Annotated in this window: 18 protein-coding genes and 1 tRNA gene; 9 read left to right on the forward strand and 10 right to left on the reverse strand. The window is 62.4% G+C overall.

Going from position 1 to position 26,082, the window contains the following annotated elements:
- Nucleotides 1–245: 245 nt before the first annotated feature.
- From CJEIK_RS10455 to CJEIK_RS10465, 3 genes are all read left to right on the forward strand, one after another.
- A complete protein-coding gene (locus CJEIK_RS10455) occupies nucleotides 246–1,478 on the forward strand; it encodes an alpha/beta hydrolase (protein ID WP_005292204.1) in 1,233 nt (410 codons plus the stop codon).
- Between the two features lie 118 nt (nucleotides 1,479–1,596).
- Nucleotides 1,597–3,177 (forward strand): M1 family metallopeptidase, encoded by a 1,581-nt coding sequence (locus tag CJEIK_RS10460; protein ID WP_005292205.1) that lies wholly within the window; start codon nucleotides 1,597–1,599, stop codon nucleotides 3,175–3,177.
- Between the two features lie 30 nt (nucleotides 3,178–3,207).
- Nucleotides 3,208–4,482 (forward strand): hypothetical protein, encoded by a 1,275-nt coding sequence (locus tag CJEIK_RS10465; RefSeq protein ID WP_005292207.1) that lies wholly within the window; start codon nucleotides 3,208–3,210, stop codon nucleotides 4,480–4,482.
- Here CJEIK_RS10465 and CJEIK_RS10470 read toward each other — a convergent pair.
- Nucleotides 4,479–5,855, reverse strand: a complete 1,377-nt coding sequence (locus tag CJEIK_RS10470; protein ID WP_005292210.1) for an MFS transporter — start codon at nucleotides 5,853–5,855, stop codon at nucleotides 4,479–4,481. The genes CJEIK_RS10465 and CJEIK_RS10470 overlap by 4 nt on opposite strands.
- A 136-nt stretch (nucleotides 5,856–5,991) precedes the next feature.
- On the opposite strand from CJEIK_RS10470, the gene CJEIK_RS10475 reads away from it, so the two are divergent.
- Entirely contained in the window at nucleotides 5,992–8,145 is a 2,154-nt protein-coding gene (locus CJEIK_RS10475; RefSeq protein ID WP_172544890.1) for an acyl-CoA dehydrogenase family protein, read from the forward strand.
- Between the two features lie 190 nt (nucleotides 8,146–8,335).
- Complete coding sequence (locus tag CJEIK_RS10480; protein ID WP_220329173.1) at nucleotides 8,336–9,694, forward strand: amino acid permease; 1,359 nt, start codon at nucleotides 8,336–8,338, stop codon at nucleotides 9,692–9,694.
- Nucleotides 9,695–9,786: 92 nt separating this feature from the next.
- Here CJEIK_RS10480 and CJEIK_RS10485 read toward each other — a convergent pair whose 3' ends face one another.
- The 4 genes from CJEIK_RS10485 to ribB form a co-directional block, all read right to left on the reverse strand.
- The gene (locus CJEIK_RS10485; RefSeq protein WP_005292215.1) at nucleotides 9,787–10,074 is read right to left on the reverse strand and encodes a hypothetical protein; all 288 of its coding nucleotides are present in this window, start codon (nucleotides 10,072–10,074) and stop codon (nucleotides 9,787–9,789) included.
- A 271-nt stretch (nucleotides 10,075–10,345) separates the two neighbouring features.
- Nucleotides 10,346–12,505 (reverse strand): MMPL family transporter, encoded by a 2,160-nt coding sequence (locus CJEIK_RS10490; RefSeq protein ID WP_005292217.1) that lies wholly within the window; start codon nucleotides 12,503–12,505, stop codon nucleotides 10,346–10,348.
- A gap of 3 nt (nucleotides 12,506–12,508) precedes the next feature.
- Entirely contained in the window at nucleotides 12,509–13,753 is a 1,245-nt protein-coding gene (locus CJEIK_RS10495; RefSeq protein ID WP_005292219.1) for a lysophospholipid acyltransferase family protein, read from the reverse strand.
- 8 nt (nucleotides 13,754–13,761) lie between these two features.
- Nucleotides 13,762–14,514 (reverse strand): 3,4-dihydroxy-2-butanone-4-phosphate synthase, encoded by a 753-nt coding sequence (gene ribB, locus CJEIK_RS10500; RefSeq protein WP_005292221.1) that lies wholly within the window; start codon nucleotides 14,512–14,514, stop codon nucleotides 13,762–13,764.
- A 188-nt stretch (nucleotides 14,515–14,702) separates the two neighbouring features.
- Here ribB and CJEIK_RS10505 point away from each other — a divergent pair, with 188 nt between their 5' ends.
- Complete coding sequence (locus CJEIK_RS10505) at nucleotides 14,703–15,128, forward strand: SRPBCC family protein (protein WP_034964214.1); 426 nt, start codon at nucleotides 14,703–14,705, stop codon at nucleotides 15,126–15,128.
- Nucleotides 15,121–15,645 (forward strand): MarR family winged helix-turn-helix transcriptional regulator, encoded by a 525-nt coding sequence (locus tag CJEIK_RS10510; RefSeq protein WP_005292225.1) that lies wholly within the window; start codon nucleotides 15,121–15,123, stop codon nucleotides 15,643–15,645. The genes CJEIK_RS10505 and CJEIK_RS10510 overlap by 8 nt, the downstream gene beginning before the upstream one ends.
- Nucleotides 15,646–16,002: 357 nt before the next feature.
- On the opposite strand, the gene CJEIK_RS10515 is transcribed toward CJEIK_RS10510, so the two are convergent.
- Nucleotides 16,003–16,078 (reverse strand) — tRNA-Thr (locus CJEIK_RS10515).
- 83 nt (nucleotides 16,079–16,161) lie between these two features.
- A complete protein-coding gene (locus tag CJEIK_RS10520) occupies nucleotides 16,162–17,409 on the reverse strand; it encodes a DNA polymerase III subunit delta' (RefSeq protein WP_005292229.1) in 1,248 nt (415 codons plus the stop codon).
- Between the two features lie 76 nt (nucleotides 17,410–17,485).
- Between CJEIK_RS10520 and CJEIK_RS10525 the strand changes: the two genes are divergently transcribed.
- Nucleotides 17,486–19,018 carry an adenylate/guanylate cyclase domain-containing protein gene (locus CJEIK_RS10525; RefSeq protein ID WP_005292231.1) on the forward strand — a complete coding sequence of 511 codons (1,533 nt, stop codon included), beginning with the start codon at nucleotides 17,486–17,488 and terminating at the stop codon, nucleotides 19,016–19,018.
- Here CJEIK_RS10525 and CJEIK_RS10530 read toward each other — a convergent pair.
- From CJEIK_RS10530 to cspE, 3 genes are all read right to left on the reverse strand, one after another.
- Nucleotides 19,015–19,917: a CoA transferase gene (locus tag CJEIK_RS10530; protein WP_005292234.1), complete on the reverse strand. Its 903-nt coding sequence runs from the start codon at nucleotides 19,915–19,917 to the stop codon at nucleotides 19,015–19,017. The two genes, CJEIK_RS10525 and CJEIK_RS10530, sit on opposite strands and share 4 nt — an antisense overlap.
- A 41-nt stretch (nucleotides 19,918–19,958) precedes the next feature.
- Nucleotides 19,959–22,952 (reverse strand): type I DNA topoisomerase, encoded by a 2,994-nt coding sequence (gene topA / locus CJEIK_RS10535; protein ID WP_005292236.1) that lies wholly within the window; start codon nucleotides 22,950–22,952, stop codon nucleotides 19,959–19,961.
- A 239-nt stretch (nucleotides 22,953–23,191) separates the two neighbouring features.
- Nucleotides 23,192–23,395, reverse strand: a complete 204-nt coding sequence (gene cspE, locus CJEIK_RS10540; protein WP_005292238.1) for a transcription antiterminator/RNA stability regulator CspE — start codon at nucleotides 23,393–23,395, stop codon at nucleotides 23,192–23,194.
- A 265-nt stretch (nucleotides 23,396–23,660) separates the two neighbouring features.
- Here cspE and CJEIK_RS10545 point away from each other — a divergent pair, with 265 nt between their 5' ends.
- Nucleotides 23,661–26,015 (forward strand): DEAD/DEAH box helicase, encoded by a 2,355-nt coding sequence (locus tag CJEIK_RS10545; RefSeq protein WP_005292240.1) that lies wholly within the window; start codon nucleotides 23,661–23,663, stop codon nucleotides 26,013–26,015.
- The last annotated feature ends 67 nt before the right edge of the window (nucleotides 26,016–26,082 follow it).

Genomic DNA, 26,082 nt, shown 5'->3' on the forward strand with positions numbered 1-26,082 from the left:
AGCTCGCATCCCCGCTTTTGGGTTTAACGGAAAAAGTTTTTCCTCCTTTGGGTTCCCAAATTTCTCGCAGATTAGGTAATGTTCCCAATGTCCTTAGAGATTTGCTGTGGATTTCTTGAATATTCTACGAATATCCGCCGGAAAAGCCCTGCAGACCTCTCCCTCTCACTCATTTGACTGACCCCACGCCCCGGGCAAGGAATACTGACGTTTCCGCATCGTGGCACCACAGAAGGATCAACTCTATGAAGCGAAGCATCGTCCGCACTCTCGCCGCTGTCACGGCTGCGATCGCCCCGTTCGCAACCGTCGCGGTCACCGCACCGGCCACCCAGGCCGCTAGCGTCTCCGCCGCCCAGAAGGCAGACGGCATCGCGCCGGCCAAGCTGAAGCTGAACTCCACGACTCCGAACCAACCGGAGGATTCCACCACGTGGCGTAAGAACATCAAAGCCTGGCAAAACGCAGGCTTCGACAACGTACAGGAAGTCTCCGCTTACTCCCCGTCGATGAAGCGCCACATCCCGTTGATCGTCATCCAGCCGAAGGATAAGGCAAAGCGCGACAACGCTCCGACCCTGTACATGCTGAACGGGGCGGACGGCGGCGAAGGCATTGCCAACTGGATTCGCCAGACCGACATCATTACCTACTACGGCGGCAACGATGACGCGAACAAGGGCACCGTCAGCCCCGGCATCGGCGCCAACATCGTGATCCCCATGAGCGGTGCGTACTCCTACTACACCGACTGGATCACCGAGCCGAACACTTCAGCGATTAAGGGGCCGCAGAAGTGGGAGACCTTCCTGACCCGCGAGCTGCCGCAGGCCATCGAGCCGGCGCTGAAGGCTAACGACAAGCGCGCCATCGCCGGCATGTCCATGACCGGCACCACCTCTCTGCTGTACGCGCAGCACCACCCGGGCTTCTACGACTCCGTCGGTTCCTTCTCCGGCTGTGCTGCAACCACCACGGGCCTGACCCCGCAGTTCATCAACCTGGTTCTCAACCGCGGTGGCACGGACTTCACCAAGATGTGGGGCCCTGTCAACGGTGAGGTTGCTCGCTACAACGATGCCCTGATCAACGCTGAGAAGCTGCGTGGCCAGGAGAACATCTACGTCTCCACCAGCTCCGGGTTCCCCGGCGAGCACGATATGCCGTGGTCCGAGCGAGTGAACGGCCAGCTGTCCTCCGCAGCTCAGGTGATCTTCGAGGGCGCTGTCATCGAGGGCGCCACCAACGCCTGCACCCGCGACCTGGAGCGCAAGACCAAGGCGCTGAACATCCCGGTGAACTACAACTTCCGCCCGGCAGGCACCCACCAGTGGGGCTACTGGCAGGACGACCTGCGCGGCTACTGGAAGGACCTGGTTAACGGCCTGGGTACGGGCGCCGAGCGTCCGCCGCTGCAGCCGACCAAGCCGATCTCCCCGGAGGACTTCTGGGAGGGTTCCACCGCGGGCTCCCGCTAGTTCTCAGGCGCTCTCACGCAGCGCCAGATAACAACACAACCAGATAAAACAACACTTCCCCCGCCACAGACCACCTCCGTGGCGGGGGTTGTCCTATGCAGATAGTAGTGTGCCTTACATGAAGCAATCCCAACAGCAGCCTCGTCCTTTCCGCAGCTCCCCTATCGCCGGAGCTCGGGATGCGTACACGGGCGTGGACTTCAACCTCGGGTTCCACGTGCTGCGCTACGATCTGCAGCTGGACTACGACGTAGAGCCCAACCACCTGCGCGGTGTGGCCCGCCTGGCGGTCGAGAACTACCGTCCGCTGAAGACCATGACGTTGGACCTGGCCAACAATCTCGCTGTCAACCGCGTGGAGGTCGCCGGCCACGGAGCGGCTGCCAACAACGGAACGATGAAGATCCGCCGCTTCCGGCACAACGGCAACAAGCTATCGATCACTTTCGCAGAAGAGATTGCCGAGGATCAGTCCTTTGACCTGACCATCAAGTACGGCGGCTACCCGCGCCCGCTGCGCTCCAAGTGGGGCGAGGTTGGCTGGGAGGAAACCGATGACGGAGCCCTGGTGGCAGGCCAGCCCAATGGCGCCCCCAGCTGGTTCCCCTGCGACGATACGCCGGACGAAAAGGCAATGTTCCGCGTTGCCATCACCGCCCACAGAGACGTCACTGCCATCGCCCACGGCACCCTGGTGGAGCAGTACAGCAAGGGCAACAACACCACCCGGGTGTTTGTAACCAATTACCCGATGGCCACCTACCTGGCGGCGGTGTACGTTGGCCCCTTCAGGCGCGTCGACTTCCGCAGCGCGGAACTCGGCCGCAAGACCGTCCCGGTATTCGGCTGGCTCCCCGAGGGCACCGAACACGCCAAGCGGGTCCGCGAGCTGGTCAACGAGGACTTCGGCCAGCAGACGGAAATGGTCGAGGTCTACTCGGAGCTCTTCGGCGCCTACCCCTTCCCGGAGTACTCCGTGGTGATCACGGACGAGGAGATGGAGATCCCCCTCGAAGCCCAGGGCATGAGCATGTTCGGCTGCAACCACGCCGACGGCAAGCACACCTGGGAGCGCCTGATCGCCCACGAGCTATCCCACCAGTGGTTCGGTAATTCCGTCGGCCTGGTCGAGTGGCGGGATATTTGGCTCAACGAAGGCTTCGCCTGTTACTCCGAGTGGCTGTGGTTTGAAAAGTCTCAGGGCATCCCCGCCGCCCACCATGCGTGGGCGCACCATCAGGCGCTCGCGGAGAAGCCGCAGGACATCCTGCTGATCGACCCCGGCGCGGACGACATGTTCGACGACCGGTTGTACAAGCGCGGCGCTGTGACTGTCCACGCCCTGCGCGTGCTGCTGGGAGACGAGGCGTTCTTCGACATGGTTAAGCGCTGGACCACACAGCACCGCATGGGGTTGGTGGAAACCCGCGACCTGGAGAACCTGGCAAACACCGTCGCCGAGGAAAACGGCGTGGCCCGAAGTGAAGTCCAGGGGCTGTTCGACCGCTGGTTGCGTCACCAAGAGCTACCCGACTTCCCGGGCGGTGAGGGCATCGAGCTCAGCGAGGAGCAGCTACGCGATCTTCCCGCGGGCCCCGCTGCGGAAATGGTCGATGCTTCCGGGCCGGCGCGTGCCGTGGATGCGCTGAAGCGCGTTGGGCAACGGCTCGGCGAGCTCGGTGAGAGGCTACAGGACTAGCCCTCTCTGGGCCGTCGGACGGGTTAACAAATGCGCGCCATATCGCTCGCCACAGTCTTCGTGGCCATCGCCGGTTACCTGGTGATTTGGGTTGCCAACAAGGGGCTGACCACCGCCGGGTACGAAGACTTCATGGTCTACTGGTCGCTGTTCTTCGCGATGACGGGCGTGCTGGACGGGCTGATGCAGGAGACCGCCCGGGCCGTATCCACCCGGCGCGCAGTGGAAGGCGTCCCGCAGGCCAGCGCCTCGCGGAGGAACACCCCGCGCCCGTTCGCGCTGACGAACTACATCGCCCTGGTTATCGGCCTGATAGCGCTCGTCACTGGGCCGATGTGGATCGGCGAACTCGTGCCCGGACTAACCGGGTGGGGGCTGGTGCTCATAGCCATCGGACTGGCCTGTTATACATTCCAGGCGACGGTCTGCGGGCTACTGTCCGCCAACCACTCGTGGCCGAGTTTCGCCTGGTTAATGGCCATCGATTCCGGAGTGAGGCTGGTGCTGGCCGTCGTCGCGTGGGCTCTAGGCTGGCAGTTGCTGGCTTACCTGTTCGTCACGGTGATCGGCGCAGCCACCTGGCTGCTGATCCTCGCCTGCTCCCCCACCGCTAGGGGCACCCTGCGCGACCGAGCGGACGTGCCCACCCGTCCGTTCCTCTCGCGCACGGTCAAAGCCATGGTTGCCTCGGGCGCAAACGCCGTGATGATCACCGGCTTCAGCGTACTGCTGCGCTACACCTCGGGCGCGGACGTCGGCCCCGGTGCGCTCGCCGCCACCATCACCGCCATCACGCTCACGCGCGCACCGATCCTGGTGCCCCTCCAGCGCTTCCAGCCTGCGCTGATCGTGCATTTCACGAAGCACCGCAAGCGCGTCCTGCGTGCTGCCGCGCTGCCCATCGCCGCGGTGGGGGCCGTCGCAGCCATTGGGGGCATCGCCGCCTACTTCCTCGCCGCACCGCTAATGGGGCTGTTTTTTGACGCCGCCGTGATCTCCTCCCCCGCCACCCTCGGATGGCTCACTCTCGTCTCCGGGGCGACGGCCGTCCTGATGATCAGCGGCTCGGCAGCGCTCGCGGCGGATCGCCACAACCTCTACACCGCCGGGTGGCTGATTGCGATTGTCCTGTCGACGGCGGTACTCATGCTGGACTATTCCCCCGATACGCGTGCCATCTGGGCGCTGGCAGTCGGCCCGAGTGTGGGCGCGGCCGTGCAACTGGGTGTACTAGCGCTAGCCGCTCAAAGCACCGCCCAAGTCTCCGCCCAAGCTCCCGGCCGAGCAAAGAAGACCGAAGCCTAGTTCCGCTGCTGGTCGGGGTTGGGAATGAACTTCTTGGAAGTCAGCGTCACCACAATAAGACCAATGAGAGCAACCACCGCACCAAAGCCCAGCATCTCGGTGTAGGTGAACCAATCCTTCAGGCGCGACAGAATCATCGGGAAGAAGAAGCCGATGTAGGTGATCGTGTAGAAGAATGCGGTCAATCCGCCGAGGTCGTCGGCACTGGCTATACGCTGGACTTCCGTCAGGCCGGTGATTAGGCACACGCCATAGCCGGTGCCCAGGATCAGGCCGACGGCGACCGTTCCGGCCAGCGAGCCGACGTGAGCGGTCCAGGCCGCAACCACCATGCCGATAATCACCAACACCAGGCCGATCTGCTGCGCCTGCGAGTTATTCGGGTTGATGTACTTGGTGGAAACCTGCTGGATGCCAAAGCCACAGGCCAGCGCGATGGCTGTGATGCCGGCCGAAAACGCGATGGGGTAAGGAACCTGATCCTGCGCCAAGCTCGGCATGATTGCATAGGCCACTCCGGCGCAGCCGAAAACCCACGGGGCGATAGGAATCACGGCAGTGAGGAAGCGCGGGTGCCGCAGGGAGGGCACCTTGAGATCCGACCAGAAGGAGCCCTCCATCTTGAGGTGCGCGTTCTGACGGGTCTCCGGCACGCCGAGGATACCGATCATGGAAACGGCACACAGCAGGATGCTGAGGATGTAGGGGGTCTGGCCCGGTGCGGGACCCCACTCCGCTAGCACGCCCGCCAGGGCGGCACCGACGGCAAACCCCAAGGTCAGAGACATGGTTGCACGGCGAGCCCCAGACCCCTCCTGTGCGCTGGGGTCGAACGATGGGGTGGAAAGCTCCTTGATCCACGCACCGCCTGCGGTCATCACAATGCCAACAGCAAAGCCACTAAGCAGTCGACCGGTGAAGATCAGTGGCTCATTCATTTCACCGGCGGCGATGAGGACACTGCCGACGAGGCTGATGACCGGGGCAGGAAGCATAACGATGCGGCGACCATAACGGTCCGAAAGCGGACCACACAGCAGCAGACCTGCGGCGATGCCAGCGGCGTAGCAGGCCAAGAGAGCATCTACGAAAACGGAGCCAAAGACGTTCTCACCCCGGTAGAAGACCATCATCGGAGTGAATTCGTTGCCCGCATAAGCAACCGCCAACACAGCGAAAGCAACCAGCATCCAGTACTTCTTCTGCGCGCGAGTCTTCGCGCCGCGCGTCGAGGGGGCAACCCTGCGACTGCGCACAGTGTTGCTCCGGTTACGCTGCTTGCTCTGCTCGTTCCGCTCGTTCTGCTTGCTCTGCCCAATCTGCTCGGGCGTATCCACTTCCCGGTAATTCTCGCCAAATGTGTCCTCGGTCATAAGGGCAACCCTAGTCACCAGATAGGACAGCACCAACGCAACGCTGCAGCTACTGTCGCCCTACCCCCAGTTTTAGTCATGTATTTATTAGTAAATTTTAGAGTCGCGGATCACACTCTTGCGTATCCTTAATTTCATGTCACCAAACAATTCCGAAAACACGACCGAAAACACCGCAACGACTGATAACTCGGTCACATCCAACTCAGCCGATGGAATTGCTGACAAGTCTGGAAACAAATTCCGCCGTTCCACCTCTGCGCCTAAGACCTTGTCCACGGCTCCAACAGCCGAAACGCAGGCGTCAATAGCAAAAGCCCTGCAGACCGTCCTCGACGGCGACTTCCCGGAAGCGCGCGAGGAAACCCGTAGCCTGCTGGCAGACCCGGACATCCTGCCTCGCACCGACCTCGACCTGGAGCAGTCCCGCGCCCGCACCACCGAGCAGCTGCAGCGCGTGCTCGAGTCCGGCGTGCCAAACCACGCCTTCCGCGCCGACCAGGGCGGTACAGGCGAAACTGGCCGCTGCCTAACCTCCATCGAGATGCTGGGGCACGCCGACCTGTCGCTCATGGTGAAGGCCGGAGTGCAGTGGGGTCTGTTCGGCGGCGCCGTCGGCAACCTGGGAACCGAACGCCACCAGGAGATGGTGGGCAAGCTGATGAACCTCGAAGCCCTCGGATGCTTCGCCATGACCGAGCGCGGCCACGGCTCCGACGTGCAGCAGCTGGAGACAACGGCGACGTACGACGCGGAGACACAGGAGTTCATCATCAACTCCCCTACCGCCTCCGCCGAGAAGTGGTTCATCGGCAACGCAGCGCGCGATGGCCGTTGGGCAGCAGTGTTTGCGCAGCTCATTGTCCCCAAGGCCAAGGGCGAGACCGAATCGCAAGGCGTGCACTGCTTGCTGGTGCGCATCCGCGAGGACGACGGCTCTGCCATCGACGGTGTGCGCATCGGTGACCACGGCTACAAGGGCGGGCTGAAGGGCGTGGACAACGGCACCATCAGCTTCGACAACCACCGCGTGCCCCGCGAAGCTCTGCTGAACCGCTTCGCCGACGTGGACGAGGCCGGCAACTACACCTCCCCCATCGAAAACCCGAACCGCCGCTTCTTTACGATGCTCGGAGCCCTGGTGCGCGGGCGTGTGACCGTGGGAGCTGCCGCAGGCGCGGCCGCCCGCACCGCGCTGGACATTGCTGTGACGTACGCGAACCTGCGGCGTCAGTTTGCTCCCGACGATTCGCTACCCGAAAACCGCCTGATCGAGCACCGTTGGCACCGCCTGCGCCTCATCCCGCGAGTGGCCCGCGCCTACGGCCTGCAGTTCGCCACGAACAAGCTGATCGCGCGCGTGCACGAGCTGGACCAGCGGGGCGTGGAACCGACCGAATACACCAAGGAGCAGCAGGCCGACCAGCGCGAAGTTGAAGCGCACGCCGCAGCGTTGAAGGCCGCCAACACCGCGCACGCCACCGACGCGATCCAGGAGGCCCGAGAGGCCTGCGGCGGAGCGGGCTACATGGCGGAGAACCTGCTGACCACGCTCAAGGCGGACTCGGATGTGTTCACCACCTTCGAGGGCGACAACGTGGTGATGATGCAGCTGGCGGCGAAGGAGCTAATGACGGGCTTCGCCAAGGAGCTCGGCGGACTGAACCCGATGGAGATGGTGCGCTTCGGCCTGGATAGCTTCAGCACCCTGTTGCGCCGCCGCACCGCCGCGGACGCGCTGATCCAGAACCTGGTGGATACGTTCAGCGACTCCGAGGAGACCTCGCTATTCGACCCGGCCTACCAAATCAACCTACTGAGCGAGCGGGAGGATCGCCTGATGCGCTCCCTCGCCCGCCGCCTGCGCCCCGCCCGCAAGATGGATGTGGACGAAGCGGCGAAGGTGGTCGATCAGGCGCAGGATCACCTGCTGGCCGTCGGCTGGGCGCACGTGGATCGCATCGTGTTCGAGGCCTTCGTGGAGGCAGAGTCCAAGCTGGATTCGGAAGACGCGCAGCGCGTGCTGGAGCAGGTGCGCCTGGTGTACTTCCTCAGTTGCATCGTGGATAACGCCAGCTGGTACCTGGAGCAGAACCTGCTGACGGGTACTCGCACCAAGGCCGCCCGCGCAGCGCTGAACGACCTGGTGGATTCTTTGGGCCCTTGGTCGCAAACGCTGGTGGACGCCTTCGGCATCCCGGACCACATCACGGATCTGAAGCTAATGGAGGACTACGAAGCGATGGTTCCCAAGTACGAGTCGGACCCCGCCGCGGGGCAGGCGGAGTAACCGCGCACGCGAACACCTGCGTTTTATGGCACCGTTTAATGGCACCGGGGCCAAGCCGCACCTTGGCGCGTCGTATTCTTAGGTAATGAGCTCTACCTCCTCCACCTCTCCAGATAGCGCCAGTTCACACGCGAACTCGCGCACCGGCGATGCCAAGCTAGGCAACGGACTGAAGGTGCGCCACCTCACGATGATGGGCTTGGGCTCCACAATCGGTGCTGGGCTATTCCTAGGCACCGGCGTGGGCATCGAGGCCGCCGGCCCTGCCGTGCTGCTGGCTTACATCGTCGCGGGCTTCATCGCCATCCTCGTGATGCAGATGCTGGGCGAGATGGGCACCGTCATCCCCGCTTCCGGTTCCTTCTCCGAATACGCGGAACACGGCATCGGGCGCTGGGCTGGCTTCACACAAGGTTGGATTTACTGGCTCGCGACGGTGGCAGTGCTCGGCGCCGAAATTACTGGTGCGGCGAGCTTTATGGGGGCATGGTTCGGTATTGACGCCTGGATCCCCGCCGCCGCATGCGTGCTTTTCTTCGGAGTGGTGAACCTCCTGCAGATCCGCGCCTTCGGCGAGTTCGAGTTCTGGTTCGCCTTCATCAAGGTAGCCGTGCTGGTGGCTTTCCTAGTCATCGGCTTCCTGCTGGTCTTCGGTCTCTTGCCAGGACATACCTTCATCGGCACGGAGGTCTTCACCGCCGATGGCTTTATGCCCAATGGCATGGGCGGCGTGGCCACGGCGATTCTGGCGGTGGCATTCGCCTTCGGAGGCATTGAGGTCGTAGCCATCGCTTCTGCAGAATCCGAGAATCCCCAGCGCTCGCTGATCAACGCGGTGCGCTCCACCATCACCCGCATCTCGCTGTTCTACCTGGGTTCGGTGCTAGTGATTACTTTCCTGCTCCCCCACTCTTCCCTGGGGCAGGCGGAAAGCGCAGCCGATAGTCCCTTCACTCGGGTGCTAAATCTGGCTGGCATTCCGGGCGTCGTCGGTTTCATGGAAGCCATTATTGTTTTGGCGCTACTGTCCGCCTTCAACGCGCAGATCTATGCCTCCAGCCGCATGATGTTTTCCCTTGCCAAGCGCCACGAGGCGCCCCAGGTTTTCACCCGCGTCGACGGTCGAGGAGTGCCTGTCGCCGCGATTCTTCTCTCGGTGTGTTTGTCCATCGTGATGGTAGTGCTGAACTACCTGGATACGGGCTGGTTGCTGACATTCATGCTGAATTCCGCGGGAGCTTCACTGTTGATCGTCTGGACGTTCATCGTCGTCTCCCAGCTGCGCCTGCGCCGCCGCCTGGAGCAACACGCGGGCGAAGCGTTGCCGATCCGCATGTGGGGTTTCCCCTGGCTGACCATCGCCACGTTGGTTGTGTTGGCAGGGCTGGCTTTGCTAATGCTGACGGATCCAGATTCCCGTGTGCAGCTGTTTTCTGCAGCGACGATGTTCGCGATCCTGGTGGTGGCCAGCTTCGCCAATTCCGCCATCCGTGGGCTGAGCCCCTTCGAGAAACTGCCTCTGCCGGAGATTTCCCCACAGTCCCGCTAACCGGTTTCTCCTGCTAGCGTCCGCCAGCCACATGCCCTATTGGGCTCGACGCAGGCGCGCTAGCAGCAACCGCTAAACGAGCAACTCTCGCCTTAGCGAGAAAGACTGCCGTAGTATGGCGCGTCGGAGTTCTGAGCGCCAACTAGGCCGTAAATAACGGCCCAGATGAGTCCCAGCGGTGCAAAGAGGGGGAAGCGCAGCCAAGCCGGGGTGTTTTCCCAGATGGTGTTCACTGAGCCGAGCGGGGACTTGGTGTTCGGAGTTTCTGCAGCCTGTACTTGAGTGGTGGGGGTGTGGGTTTCGGCCTGGGCAGGCGTGGCGAGACACGCGGTGACGGTTGCGGCGGTAACACCAGCGATGAGCGACTTGCGAATCTTCATTGGGGAAGAATCCTTTCCGTTGGAAGTGCTTTGTTTAGCCAAACGCTTATGGGTGGCGAAACGTTAGCGGTCGCTAGCAATCACAAAGAAGTCTGAAGCGTCCTGGGTTTATTTCCTACCTCAGCTAAAGAAGGGTTGGACAATAGACTTAGGACGCTTCGAACCGTTCCAATATTCCAACTCTCTCACGCATCGCATACCTACGCGCGTCTAGTCGTTGTCCGAGGAGTGCATCAGTTGCACTGGGTAGATGTTCACGATGTCAGCGTTATCAAATAGCCATGGGGATTGACTCTGGGTATCGGATGTCATCGTCCGCACCTCCTCTCAAATCTGCCGTAATACTGGGCGATCCACCCCACACACTGGGGCCGATGAGTGTGAGAACCGAGGGCAACAGGAGTGGGCGGACAATCAACGCGTCCATTGCCACGGCCATGGCGAGACCCAAACCAATTTCACGCACGATGCTGATCTCCGCAACCATGAACGAAAGAAATACTCCGATCATGATGATCGCCGCGAAGATTACCAACCGCGATGTCTTCGCGATTCCGAGAGAAATGGCATGTCTATGACGCGTGGTCTTAACAAACTCTTCTTTCATACGGGACGCCATAAGCACCATGTAGTCCATCGATAGGCCAAAGACGATGGCGAAGATAACGATCGGGGTGACCGAGTTGATGGAATCACCCGTCACGGCTTTCCATATAAAGGACAACAGTCCCATCGCTGCAGAGACCACCAGTCCGTTGAGGGCAACCGCGAGGACGGGCAGGCGCCACGAGCGGAATGCCCAGCCCAGCAGGGCCAACGAGATGAGCACCACGGCTGCGATGATCCAGGGAATGGAGCTTTCGACCAAGCGGTCGAAATCATCCCCCTGGGCGGTGGCTCCCGAGACGTAGACATCAGCCTGGTCGCCTGTGAGATCTTTAATATCTCGGATCATCTCGTGGGCGTCATCAGAATCCGGCAGTCCCGTCGAGGTGACGAGCACGCGAGAGTAATTCACTGACTGTTGCGATCCCGATAGTGGGTAGGGGGAGAACTTTTCCTCTGGCGTCCCCGGGACAAGCACCTGATCGACGTTGCTGACGCCACCAAGTTGGTCGGCGAATGCTGTGGCTTTCGCCTGCACGTCTTCAGCTGATTCGCCCGGTGCCCCTTCGAAGGTCACGCTCGTGGGGAACAAGGCGCGGGCATCGAGTTCGGACTGGATCGCTTCGATGCCCTCACGGGAATCCTTGCCCTCTGGGAGGATCGACGCGCTGGCGACTGGGACCTGCAGCTTGATTCCGGCCAACGGTGCGGCACATACGAGCAGTGGAACGACGACCGCGAGAGCCACGATGGCTGGTTTGGTCAGTGCGGTGCGGAGCATCGGTGAATCTTTTTCCTCCTCGATAACCAGCGCGTCGTGGAAGCCCGGCAGTTTGCCGAAGAAGAGTCGGTCGCCGAGCGCGGTGATGATGGCCGGCACCAGGGTGGACAGAGCAAGCAGCGCAATCGTCGTCACAATGATCCCTGCCAACGCAATAGAAGAAAAGACCATATTCCGTGCGATAAACAGGGCGCACAAGGCGGCGATGACGCTCAGGCCGCCAAAGCGGATGGCATGCCCTGCGGTACGGGTCGTTCCACGCAACGCGTCCGATTTGTCCATTCCTGCATGGATATTCTCCTTGTACCGAGCAATAAGGAATAGGCAATAGTCCACACTCACGGCTAAGCCAATCAAAGAGGCACCGGTGATGTACATGTTCGACACATCCATGAATTGGGCAATCACCGTACCGGCACCTTGTGTGCCTGCCAAGCAGATTCCCGCGGTGACCAGAGTGACCAAGGTCGGCCCAACAGCGCGATAGATGAATAGCAGCACAAGAATCAGCAGCGGGAAGGCAATCATTTCCGCGTGCAGGGCGTCCTTCTGGGACTGAATATTCAAGTCGTAGTCCAGTGCTGCGGCACCCGTGACGTGACTTTCTACCGAGGTGCCTTCGATAGCCTCAGCGACCTTTCCGCGAAGCGTTGGCACCATATTCTGTGTCGTCGTGTTGTCGGCGTCGAAGCCGACTTGGACGATCTGCGTCTGCCCGGAGTCAGAACCGAGCTGCGCGACTTGTCGTCCATCCGTCACATGCTCAACGTGTGGCAGCTCGTGGATGGCAGTTTCCACGGCGTCCAGTGTTGAAGAACCGACGGTCTCGTCGGAGGTGAGCACGACGGAGAGTTCATTGTCGGCGTCGCCGAAGGCCTCGCGGTTGACGTCTTGGCCGGCGAACGATTGACCGTGTTGGTCATTAAAACCGCCGGCTTTGACGGCGTCGTTAAGATGCCATGCACCGACCGCGCTGAGGACGAACACTACTGACCACAGGAGAATCACGAGCTTGGCGTGACGCTGAACAAACGTAAGAATCATGGGTTATGGCCTCCCGTGTGCTGCGCCGGTGATCTGGGCTATGGCACCAGAGATCTTCTCTTTGCGCGCGACTCCTCGGGGATCAGCAGCATCAATGTTGTGTAGTGCGTGTTCGTAGGCGTCGACGGCGCCGGAGGTGTCACCGGCGGCAGTCAGAGACTCCGCAAGCCCCACATAGGCCTGTGATGTCATCTGCCCTTCGCGGGCGACGGCACGCTTGAAGTGCGTGCTCGCTTTGCCTGTGCCGCCTCCCATCCATGGCGGCAGGACCAGAGAGCTACGACCAGCGAGGTAGGCCGCGAAGTCGTAGGACGAATGCAGGTCGGAAAGTCGATCGGCTTTTTGATTCACGACAGCGGCACGCACCATCGTGCCCACGGGAGTCAGTGAGTTTAAGGCGCGGAAGCCGTCGATGCGTGTTTTCTGTACCTGCAAGTCCAAGCGCCGTCGGGACGTTTTATCTGCAATTCTCAGCAGAAGCTGAATCCGGGAGACGACCTCGGCGGGCAGGTTTCCGTCCACCGTGAGGTTCTCAGCCACCATGGTGCGGGAGAGCGTAACCATCCCGTCGAGCGCCTGGCCGGAATCTTTCGCGGTGACGTGACTGGAGCGGTACTTCAGACCAGAAATCTTGTCGAAAGCGTCATCGCGCATGGCGCGCGCTCGGGCACGGTCATCACCACTGGTCGGCACCGTCAACGGTTGACCAATCGCGACAGAGAGCAACCGGCGGCGGGGAATGGACGCACCCTTCGGAAGCACCTCGGCCAGGCCGGTCATCCCGACGGGAATGACGGGCGTCTTGTTGGCCAATGCCATCCGGAACGCTCCGGACTTAAACGGGAGGAGCCCATCTCCCGTGTTGCGGGTGCCTTCGGGGTAGAGAACGAGTGTGTCATCACGATCCAGGACATCGCGGGCACGTTGGAAGATTTCTTCGCTGGGCGCGTTGCGGTCCACGGGGTAGCAGTCCATGGATTCGTGCCAGACGCGTGACAAGAAAGTGTCGAAGGCTTCCGCCTTTGTCGGGAACCAGACGCGGCCGGGGCGAACAGACTCGGCGAGGGTTTTCATCACGAAGTGGTCCATGTAGGACGAGTGGTTGGCGACGAGGATGACCGGTCCTGTGCGCGGGATATTATCTAGTCCTTCGACATAACCGACGTGTCGGAGGACGAGGTCGTGGATGCGAGGGGTCGATATTTTGCGGGTGGATTGCCCGATGCGGGTGGTGTTGTAGTTGACCATGGTGGCACTTACTTCACGCTCGTCATGGGGGTGGCCAGTGGGGAGCCGTCGGGACGTTGGGTGATCGCGACACCGGCGGCGACCTGTTCTTGGCGGTAGGTGCGCAAGCGTTCGATGGTGGATAGTGCGATGCCGCGTTCGGCGCACCATTCCACGAGCTGTGGGAGGCGCAGCATTTCGCCGTCGTCGCCGATGATTTCGACGATGGCTCCCACGGGCGCGAATCCAGCCATGGCGGCGAGGTCACTGCCTGCTTCGGTATGGCCGATGCGGGTGAGCACGCCGCCCTCGCGTGCCATGAGTGGGAAGACGTGGCCGGGGCGGTGGAAGTTGCTGGCTACTCCCCCGGAGGCCAACAGGTTGATCGTTGCGGCGCGGTCGGAGGCGGAAATGCCGGTGGTGATGCCGAAGTCGGCGATGGCATCGCAAGAGACGGTAAAGGAGGTGCCGAAGTCGTCTTCGTTGCGTTCGACCATGGGAGCGAGGTTGAGGGTGCGGGCGTGCTCAGCGGTCATGGGAACGCACAGCAGTCCCTTGCCTTGGGTGATCATGAAGTTGACAGTCTCGGGAGTGATCGCTTCGGCGGCCATGATGAGGTCGCCTTCGTTTTCCCGATCTTCATCGTCGACGAGAACGACCATCTTGCCGGCGGCAATATCCGCGACGATGTCTTCAATGGGAGTCAGGTGGGTTTCTGCATCGAGGCGAGCGGTGGTCTTGGTGTCGTTGGTCTGTGGAATGTCGGTCAGCATGCGGGTCATGGTCAGGTCCTTTCAAGAAATACCCGTGACGCAACATCAATGTTGTATCATTGGTATTTCTACCCCAGGAAGAAAATGCGCTCCACACGAACGGTAAAGTACCCAAGATTGGGGGTGGTTTGTTACATAATTCCAGCGTAATGAGTAACCACTTCCTTTTTACTGGGCGATCACATACTATTCATGCAATGTCATTAAAGACTCAAAATTCCGCGGTTATTACTCTTGAGCATGATCCGTCTATGATTAGAAAAATCCTGCTCGACATCAGCAATCTCTCCACATGGAACCCTGCCTTCAGCAATATCGGGCCAGAAGATTCCGACGGTGCGCATTCCGTGACCGTCCGTAGCCTCCTGAAAGGAAAGTTAACCTACACGCAACCCTCCCCTGACGTCATCACGTTTCATATTGAGATCCCGGGGCTCACCGAAGAATCCACCTTCACCCTCACCCCAGATCCTCGCGGCACGACGGTCGCCCACACCATCAACCAGCACGGTGTCCTCGCCGCCATCATCGGTGACCACGAAGCCTCACTCGTCCCCCACAAGCGCCTGACCCGACTCACTCATACACTGAACGCAACCCATAACACCTTCCCTCATGAATAACATCATTGCTGACCACCCCGAAGAATTCCGCTATCTCATCCTCGCCCTTCAACGCCAGGGGAATCGCCAGCTCAACGCTTTGTTCTCACAACTTGAACTCACTAACTCTCAAGCCGAAGCCATCGAAATCATCGGCACATATGGCCCCATGAGCACACGAGAAGTCGGCGATTACCTCATTTGTGAATCAGGCAGCCCTAGTCGACTCCTCGCTACCCTCGCAGAGAAAAGACTCACAATGACGTCTCAATCTGCTGAAGATAAAAGAATAACCCTCCACGCCCTCACCCCCGCGGGCCGTGAAATGACTACTGCTATCACCAACCTCAAGAGAGAATTTCACGAAGGCATTAGAACTACGCTCAAGAACGCTCCAAGCGCGCACCCGCAAGACATTCTGACCCAACTAACCCACCTCCTAACGGACCCTTCCCTGTCTGCAGCCATGCAAAAACGCTACCCGCACCTGTTCGATAAGCTGCCCCCACCAGCATCCGCCGAAAAAACAAAGCCTTGAAATGCTCTGGGTTTAGTTACGCTTTGTAGAGGTCGTTGACTGTCCCTACACTTAGCCGGGTCCCGGACTCAGTTAAAGCTGGCATGCTTCAATGACACGTACTGACCGCTTCGATCGCTGTTAGGGATTACCCGGTCGATGTCGAAAAAGGATACAGCCCTGACAATGCAGCTTGTGAAGGACTCTTTGGTCCGATGAAAACAATATGTTTTATGGGAGGATGCGGAACACCAACCAGGAACTGGAAGATGCCATCGCCGGTTATGGTGAGTTCTACAACGACTGCCGGGTCAAGGTGGGGGTTGAACGAAATGAGTATCGCGACTGAAGTGTCAACTATGTCGCGACTCATGACAGTGGAGCCGCTTGCGAGAATCGAACTCGCGACCTTTTCATTACGAGTGAAACGCTCTGCCGACTGAGCTAAAGCGGCGCGTACATTAAGTACGAAGCGTTATCCTAGCCGACGCAAACCCTGAGCACCAAAACGCCACCTGGGGTTAGCCCGGATACTCGCTAGGCCACCCCACAGCACTGCTGTAGGCGCCCCGCCATCGCATCCAGCGCCACCTCAGGCCGCACGTTGTACCCCAGCACCTCGCGGCATTCCATCACCGCATCTATGCAGCTCACCAGAGCCGACGCACTATTACGCCGCGCCAGTTCCTTCGACGTCGCCGCCATGTCCGGGTGTTGGTGGCCGCCGACCGGCACGCCATCGCCATCCACCGCGCCCGCGGCCTGCAGCATCGCGTCGCGGTACAGCCCGGCAATGTCGATCAGCGCCAGGTCAAGCGAGTCGCGCGTTCTTCTGGTGCGCCGGTTCTTCTGCTCTTTTTCTAGCTCTTTCATTCTTCCGGACGCCCCCCGCTGGGCCTTTGCAGCACCCTTGCCTTTCGCGCCCACGCCAAGGCTGCTCTCCAGCTCCTCACGCTCCCGCTGATCTAGCTTTTCCAGCTCGCTGGCGGCTTCTTCCTCGGCTTTCTTCACCAGCTCGGAAGTGAAACGGAATAGCGCATTGGGCTCATATACCAACTGTGGCAGCTTCAGCGCGGTGGCGCGTTTGGTGCGGGCGGCCTCGTCGCTGGCCAGGTGACGGGCCCTTCCAATGTGTCCGGCCGAGACGTCAGCGGCCCATTGGGCTTGGGTTTCGTTGAGCCCCAAGGTGGCGTCACTAAGCAAGACCCCCTTAACCGCCGCCGGCGACGGAGTGGGCACGTACACATGGCGGCAGCGCGACCGCAGGGTGATCGCAATGTCCGAGGGGTCGGTCGAGGGCGCGCACAGCAGGAAGACGGTGCGGGCGGGCGGCTCCTCGACGGATTTCAGCAAGGCGTTGGCGGCGGCATCGTTTAGGCGGTCGGCATCCTCCACAACCACCACGCGCCAGCGGGCGACGGTGGGCATGTTTGCGGCTTCGTGAATGGCGCCGCGGATCTCGTCGACCGTCAGCACCACGCCTGTGGTAGATACCCAAAGAATGTCCGGGTGCGTGCCCGCGGCGGCGCTACGGCACTGCTCGCACTCGCCGCAGCCACCGTGCGGGCACACCAAAGCGGTGGCGAAGACCTTCGCCGCGATGGAACGCCCCGAGCCGGGCGGACCGGTAAACAGCCACGAGTGGGTCATCGCTTGCGGATCCTCCACGGCCCTCTGCAGCGGGCGGCGGACAGATTCCGCGGTGATGCGCCCGAAAACCCCTGGCGCGTCTTCGGCGGCGGCCGGAGTGGTGGCCGTTGTAGTGGCCGGCGTGGTTTCCGTCATGGTTACTCAGTGTAGCTATCGACGAGGACAGGGCAGACGCACCCGGCGCGGGGCGGCGTGGGTTAATCTGAAGGGCATGAAACAACTGCTGCGCTACCTCTCGTGGGCCTGGGGAACCTCCTGGCCCCTGTACGCAGCAACCGTTCTGGCCACGAACGTCATCGGCGCAACCGCCGTGGCGACGTTCCTGCGCTTCTTCATCCCCCTGCCTGCCGCGCGTGAGCTGACTAGCCCGGATACCACCATCGCCTCGCTGTACCTCATCTACTTCGGGGTGGCCGTGGTCGCCGGCATCGCGATGACGTTGTACTTCTTCGCCCCCGTGCTGCGCTGGCAGCGCACACCGCAAGCCTATGACCCGAACATGGTGCGCGACCTGGTGCTGCGCATTCCCTTGCTGCAGACCGTCACAGGCATCGTGCTGTGGGGCATCGGGGTGGTGCTGTTCACCGTCGTGGCCTGGAGGCATAGCACCGAGTGGGGCATAACCGTCGGCGTGACGGCCACGCTCGGCGGCATGATGGTGAGCCTGATGACGTACATGGAGGCCGAGCGCCTGGTGCGCCCAGTCGCTGCAAAGGCGCTGGCCAAGGGCGCGCCGGATCACTCTCGGCTCTCCCCCCTTTCGCACCGCCTAATGACGACGTGGGCGCTGACCTCCGCCGTGCCCGTGCTGGGCATGGTGCTGCTGCTGTTCGCTGCGGCCACCGAGTTCTATCCAGAAGACTCCGGCGGCATCATCCCGGCGATGCTTGCGTTGGCGCTGACTACCCTGCTGACCGGCTTCATGGGCACCATGTTGTTCTCCATGGCCGTGGCTGACCCGATCCGCGAGCTGCAATACGCCATCAACCGCGTGCGTCGTGGCAAGGTGAACACCGACGTGCGGATCTACGATTCCTCGGAGATCGGCGTGCTGCAGGCCGGCTTTAACGAGATGATGCGCGGGTTGCAGGAGCGCCAGCGGGTCTCGGACCTCTTTGGCCGCTACGTCGGCACCGAGGTCGCCCGCCGCGCGCTGGAGGAAAAGCCGGAGCTGGGCGGCGAAACCCGGCACGTAGCCGTGCTCTTCGTGGACGTGATCGGCTCCACCGGGTTTGCCACGGAGAAGGAACCGCAGCACGTGGTGAAGGCCCTCAACGAGTTCTTCGACCGCGTGGTGGAGGTCGTGCACGCCAACAAGGGCATCATCAACAAGTTCGAGGGCGATGCCGCGCTGGCCGTGTTCGGTGCGCCTCTGCCGCTGGACGATGTGGCCGGCCACGCTCTGGCTGCCGCCCGCGAGCTAAAGGCGAAACTGCAGGGGCTGGAGTTCGCCGCGGGAGTTGGCGTGGCCGCCGGTTCCGTCGTCGCGGGCCACATCGGCGCGAAGGATCGCTTCGAGTACACCGTCATCGGCGATGCTGTAAACCAGGCCGCCCGACTGACGGACCTGGCGAAGAAAACCCCCGGTCAGGTCCTGACCAGTGCCGCGACCCTGCGCGCGGCCAACGAGGCCGAGCAGGCCCGCTGGACCATGATGAAATCCGTGGAGCTGCGCGGCCGCCGCGAGATGACGCAGATCGCCCGCCCCATCCGCGCGACCCTGGCCGACCGTTCCGAGGCTTAGGCCCCGCGCCGTACTGCGGCGATGGGGAGGTTTCTTTTCGACGCCACCTCGTCCCACCACGCCGCCGTCTTCTGCCCCACTGCCGCGGCCAGCTGCTCTGCGGTGATCCCCTTGGATTGCAGCTGCTCGGCCGTGGTGCCCTCCGGCAGCAAGCCTTCTTCGTGCAGCGCCTCGATGAGGCCGACGAAGAAGTGCGGTTCCAACGCGGCGATAGCCACCCAGCCTTCGCACTCGGCCTGGTAGAGGCCGTAGCCCGGCAGCAGGCCGCCCAGCAGGGTATCCGGTCCGGTCAGGCGGAAGCGGGCGGGCGTGGCGAACTCCGTGGCCATGTCCGCCAGGGCGACCTCGTGGTAGCTGCCCTGGCCGGTGGCGCTTGCCTGCCACAGGGCCGCCAGCGCCTGCGAGACGGCGCGTTCCGCGCCCGCCAGGTCGGCGATAGGCACCACGGGCATGACGGGCTCATCGCCGTTGAAGGAAAGGGTGCCCGCGTGCGCTTCATAGGTTAGGTCGTGGCCGGCTACGTCGACGTGTTCGCCGGAGTGGCCGACGATCGCCACCTGGGCCAAGGACGGGTAGCGTGCGTGGAGGTCTTCCCAGCCGAGCCCCAGGCGTTGCAGAGAAGCCGGACGAGAGCTCGTGAGCAGTAGGTCTGCCTTGGCTAGCAGTTCATGCAGTTCCTGCAGGCCGGATTCCTGCTTCAGGTCGATGCTGCGCACCTCCTGGCCCTCCACCAGGTGCTGATAGTAGGGCTCGCAGTACATGCGCATGGGGTCGGCAGCCTTGCCGGGGCCTTCGACCTTGATGACGGTGCCGCCGAGCTCTTGCAGACGCTTGGCGGCAACGGGACCTGGGAGGTTCGGGGCCAGAGTGACGACAGTGAAGTTCGGGAGCTGACTCATGTTTATGAACGTATCAGTTCCCACCCAAAAGTAAGGGCGAATTAACGAGACTTCTTCACCGTGCGCTTCGTCAGCGTCGGCGGCTTCTTGGCGGTCTTCTTCGTCGACTTCTTTGCGGCCTTCTTGGTCGTCTTCTTAGCCGACTTCTTCGCTGCCTTGCGGCTCGACTTCGCAGGTGCCGACCCCTCGGCTGCCTGCTTGGCGCGCCGCTCCGACAGCAGCTCGTTCGCGCGGGCGTCAGTCATCGTCTCCGGAGTATCGCCCTTGCGCAGGGAGGCGTTGGTGGTGCCATCCGTGACATACGCGCCGAAGCGACCGTCCTTGACGGACATCGGCTTGCCGGACACGTCGTTATCACCCAGCTGCTTCAGCGGCGGCTGCGCGGCTGCACGACCGCGGCGCTTCGGCTCAGCGTAAATGCGGCGGGCCTCGTCGAGGGTGATCGTGAAGATCTGCTCCTCGTTGGCCAGCGAGCGGGAATCCTTGCCCTTCTTTAGGTAGGGGCCGTAGCGACCGTTCTGGGCGGTGATCACCTCGTTGTCACTCGGATCGACGCCCACCTCGCGCGGCAGACTCATGAGCTTCAAAGCCTCCTCCAGCGTCACGCTGGCTGGCTCCATGCCGCTGAACAGGCTGGCGGTCTTGGGCTTCAGCGTCTCCTCGACGATCTGCTTGACGCGCTTTTCCTTCTGCGCCTGCGCGGTCTTGGTCTCGCGACTCAGCGGCTTCTTGCCCTCTGCCTCGCGCTCGCGATCCTGCTCGTCGCGCTCGGCCTCCCAGACCTTCACGGCCTCCTCGGCCACTCGGGATTCCTCGTCCTCGCCGAGCACCTCAGTGACGTAAGGACCGTAGCGTCCCTCGCGGGCGACGATGGTTCGCCCGTTAGCCGGGTTGGTGCCCAGCTCTCGGCCACCCTGCGGGGTGGCGAAAAGCTTCTCGGCAACCTCCAGGGTCAGCCCGTCCGGGGTCATGGATTCCGGCAGGTTGGCGCGCTGCACCTCCGGCTCGGTACCCTCCGGCGCCCCTGCCGGTACCGGCTTGATGCGCTCCAGGTAGGGGCCGTAGCGGCCCACGCGGACGACGATTGGCACGCCGTTCTCATCGTCGAAGATGTGCAGGGAGTTCACCCGGCGGGCATCGATCTGCTCCAGGTTGTCGCCCACGATGTGCTTCAAGCCACCCAGGCGGGGCACCACCGCGCCCGGGGCCTCCGGACGGGAGCTATCGCCGAAGTAGAAGCCCTTCAGCCAGTTCACACGGTCCTCATTACCCGCGGCGATGGCATCCAGCTCGTCCTCCATCGCGGAGGTGAAATCGTAGTCCACCAGCGCCCCGAAGTTCTGCTCCAGCAGGCCAATGACTGCGAAGGCCACCCACGAGGGCACCAGCGCGTTGCCGCGCGGCAGCACGTAGCCGCGGTCCTGGATCGTGCGGATGATGGAAGCGTAGGTCGACGGGCGGCCAATGCCCATCTCCTCCATCTTCTTCACCAGCGAGGCCTCGGTGTAGCGGGCCGGCGGGTTCGTCGAGTGCCCATCGGCGGCCACGTCGCGTGCGTTCAGCTCGTCGCCCTTGGTCAGCTGGGGCAGGCGCTTCTCCGCGTTATCGGCCACGTCGCGGCCGTCGGCGGTGCGGCTGACCTCCACGTATGCCTTCAAAAAGCCCGGGAAGGTCAGGGTGCGGCCGGTCGCGGTGAATTCGCAGGTCTCTCCCGACTTGGCGTCACCGGCGACGGTGAGCTTCATGGACTGACCCTTCGCGTCGGCCATCTGAGAGGCCACGGTGCGCTGCCAGATCAGCTCGTAGAGCTTGAACTCCTCGGCATCCAGCTGATTGCTCAGCTGGCCGGGGGTCTGGAAGGTCTCGCCCGCCGGGCGGATCGCCTCGTGAGCCTCCTGCGAGTTCTTCACCTTGCGGGAGTACTGGCGCGGACCATCGGCCACGAACTTCGCACCATAAAGCTCCTTGGCCTGCTTGCGGGCGGCCTCGATACCAGCGGTCGACAGAGTGGTCGAGTCGGTACGCATATAAGTAATGTGGCCGTTTTCGTACAGGCGCTGCGCAATACGCATCGTGCGCTCCGAGGTAAAGCGGAGCTTGCGGCCAGCCTCCTGCTGCAGGGTGGAGGTCATAAACGGCGGATACGGGCGGCGGGTGTAGGGCTTTTCCTCCACCGCGGTGACGGTGAACTCCTGCCCCTGCAGCCCATCGGCCAGGGACTTCGCTTTCGCCCCGTCCAGGACGAATGTTTCCTTTGCACTGGCCTTCAGCTTGCCGTCGTCGCCAAAGTCACGGCCCTGAGCCACGCGCTTGCCAGCGACCGTTGCCAGCCGTGCTTCGAAGGAGTCCGGGGCGGCGTCATCAAGAGAAGAAGAAACAGCGTCTACCACGCCGAAGGTGGCGCTCAGGTCCCAGTACTCGGCGGCGACGAACTTCATGCGCTCGCGCTCGCGCTCCACGATCACGCGGGTGGCGACGGACTGCACGCGGCCGGCGGACAGGCGCGGCATAACCTTCTTCCACAGCACCGGGGAGACCTCGTAACCATACAGTCGGTCCAGCACACGGCGGGATTCCTGTGCATCGACCAGGTCGTAATCGAGCTCGCGCGTATTCTGTGCAGCCTCAAGGATGGCGTTCTTCGTAATCTCGTGGAACACCATGCGGCGTACCGGCACCTTCGGCTTCAGCACCTCAAGCAGGTGCCACGCAATAGCCTCACCCTCACGGTCGGGGTCTGTCGCCAGGTACAGTTCATCGACCTGCTTCAGCTTGGCCTTAAGGTCGGAGACCTTCTTCTTCTTGTCCGGGCTGACGACGTAGAGCGCCTCGAAATCTTTATCGACGTTGACGCCCAGACGCGCCCACGGCTCCTTCTTATACTTGGCCGGTACGTCTGCCGCGCCCCGGGGGAGGTCACGGATGTGCCCGACGGAAGCCTCGACGATGTAGTTCGGCCCCAGGATCGGGGCGATCTTCTTAGCCTTCGTCGCCGACTCAACGATCACTAGACGCTTGACGTCATCGTTTGCCATCGGTTGATTTCACACATCCTTCAAAATCTAAAGTTTGCCGGGTGCCATTGTTTATACAGGTTTGTTGCAATGGGTTTGTTGCAATGGGTATACCGCAGGGGCCACTTACGCATTTCTAAGCGACACTACGCGGTTTATGCAATTCCTATGTAACCGGGGTAGGAGCGGCCTTAATCGGCGAAGCCCCCGGCCCGGGCGCGAGATGCACCGCGGGCGGGGGCTTGCAAAACCCTGTGGGTTTAAAGAGCCGTGACGTTCTGAGCCTGCGGACCCTTGGCGCCCTCACCGATCTCGAACTCGACCTTCTGGTTCTCCTCGAGAGTGCGGAAGCCGCTGCCCTGGATCTCAGAGTAGTGGACGAAGACGTCGGAAGACCCGTCGTCTGGGGCGATGAAGCCAAAGCCCTTCTCCGCGTTGAACCACTTGACGGTTCCCTGTGCCATGAATTTCTACCTATCTTGTTGAATATGTCCGGCGCAAGTCATCTGCGACCACCACACGCCGAGGCCGGAAGATACTTCGTTTCCAACCCAATCGGCCCAAAACCCAACGAGACCCCACCTCACGCCGAGGCGAGCGGAAAAGTTCCGAGGATTTTAATAACCACTCGACAGTCTGCCACGTTGCGGGTTAAACATTCAGACGAGCTTGGATTCTGCAGGACAATAACTTGTATCCACCCCCTAATGGGGTCTAGAACTAACGTTAATGTCCGACTCCACGCCCCCTACCCCAGCCTCCACGCCCGGCGGCACGGCACCGTCTTTCGGCGAGGAACTTCTGGCCGATCTGACGCCCGAGTTTCCGCGCTCCACCGTCACCCATACACACACCATTCCCGCCCGCCCATCGCAGACGGCGCAATGGCCGGACTGGGCCGATGAAACCTTGGTGGAATACCTGCATGAACAGGGAATTTCCACACCGTGGTCGCACCAGGTGGAGACCGCGAACCACGCACATGCGGGGCGGGATGTGGTGGTTGCCACCGGCACGGCGTCCGGAAAGAGCCTCGGCTACCAGCTAGCAGCCTTGAGCGACCTGGCTGCGGCGAGCACCTCGACGGCCCTTTATATTGCACCGACGAAGGCACTGGCGCAGGACCAGCGGGCGGCGCTGGCGCGAATGTGCGCGGGCGCGGCGAACCTGAACGACATCATGGTGGCCACCTACGACGGCGACACTCCACCCGAGACGCGGCGGGTGATCCGCGACCAGGCGCGGGTGATCGTGACGAACCCGGACATGTTGCATGCCTCGATCCTGGGGAATCCGCAGTCGTGGAGCCGACTGCTGCGCACGCTGCGCTACGTGGTGATCGACGAATGCCACGTATATCGCGGGGTGTTCGGCGCGCACGTAGCGATGGTGCTGCGCAGGCTTCTGCGGCTGTGTGGGACGGCCCCGACGATCGTGCTCGCATCCGCGACCAGCGTGGATCCGGCGGCGCACGCACGCCGACTGACGGGGCGGTCAGACGTGGTGGCGGTGACGCAGGACGGGGCGCCCGCGGGAGAACGGACCGTCGCGCTGTGGGAGCCCGGATTCCTGCCAGATATGGAAGGCGAAAACGGCGCCCCGGTTCGGCGGGCGGCGAATTCCGAGGCTGCGGACGTGATGGGGTTGGCAATCGCCCAGGGCGCGCGGACGCTGACTTTCGTGCGCTCCCGGCGCGGGGCGGAAGTGGTTTCCGTCGCCGCCGCGGAGAAGCTGTCGGCGATGGGGCGCAGCGCGGATGCGGTGCGGGTGGCGGCCTATCGCGCGGGCTACACCCCGGAGGATCGCCGCGAGCTGGAGCGTCGCTTCGACAATGGCGAACTGCTGGGTATTGCCTCGACGAACGCCCTGGAGCTGGGCATCGACGTCGGCGGGCTGGACGTGGTGGTGACCAGCGGCTTCCCCGGCACGATCGCCAGCTTTAGGCAGCAGGCCGGGCGTGCGGGCAGGCGCGGCCAGGGTGCACTGGTGGTGCTGGTCGGCGCAGATGACCCGATGGATACGTACCTGCTGCACCACCCGGAGGCTTTGCTGGACCGGCCGGTGGAGAACACGGTGTTCGACCCGACGAACCCCTACGTACTGGCCGACCATGTGGTGTGCGCGGCGGCGGAAAAACCCCTGTCCGAGACGGAGATTACGCACTGGGGTGCGGAGCGGGTGGTGGAGCACCTGCTGCGCCAGGGCGCACTGAAGCGCAGGCCGCGAGGCATTTTCGCAGACCTGAAAGTGGCGGAGCAGGTGCATTCGCAGGTCTCGATTCGCGGCGGGGCGGCGGCCCAGGTGGCGATTGTGGAGGCCGATTCCGGCCGACTGCTGGGCACGGTGGATCAGTCGCGCGCGACGTCGGACGTGCACACCGGGGCGGTGTATATGCACCAGGGCGAGACGTTCGTGGTGCAACTGCTGGACCTGGAGGAATCCGTGGCGTGGGTGCGGCCGGAGTTCCCGGAGTACACCACCCAGGTGATCCGCGATACCGACATTGCGGTGCGGCGCACCCGGGGGACGCGCAAGGTCTGCGACGGGGTGTGGCTGGCGGATGTGGACGTGGAGGTTTCGCACACCGTCAGCGGTTATCGAAAGCGCCTGCCAGGCGGCGAGATCCTGGAGACCGTGCCGCTGGACGTGCCGCCGGAATCGCTGCGCACCCGCGCGGTGGCCTACACCGTGGACCCGGATGTGCTGCTGGATCTGGGGTTGCCGGAGCCGACGTGGCCGGGGACGTTGCATGCCGCGGAACATGCGGCGATTGGGCTATTGCCGCTGATTGCGACGTGCGACCGCTGGGATATCGGTGGTGTTTCTACCGCTTTGCATGCGGATACGGGTCTGCCGACGGTGTTCGTGTACGACGGCTATGCCGGCGGCGCGGGCTTCGCCGAGCAGGGCTTTGCACGATTTGCCGAGTGGATGGCCGCTACCGCCGAGACCGTGGAGACCTGCGAGTGTGAGTCCGGCTGCCCGTCTTGCGTGCAGTCGCCAAAGTGTGGAAACGGCAATGATCCACTGTTCAAGGCGGGTGCGGTGTTGTTGTTGCAAACGCTGGCCGGGGCGGCGGGTTAGTTCACTGTTTTTCTTTGGGACGCCCACATCGCAGCTTGCCCGAGAATATACTTTCCCCCATGAAGGC

The sequence above is a fragment of the Corynebacterium jeikeium genome (assembly GCF_028609885.1).
Classification (GTDB): Bacteria; Actinomycetota; Actinomycetes; order Mycobacteriales; family Mycobacteriaceae; genus Corynebacterium; species Corynebacterium jeikeium.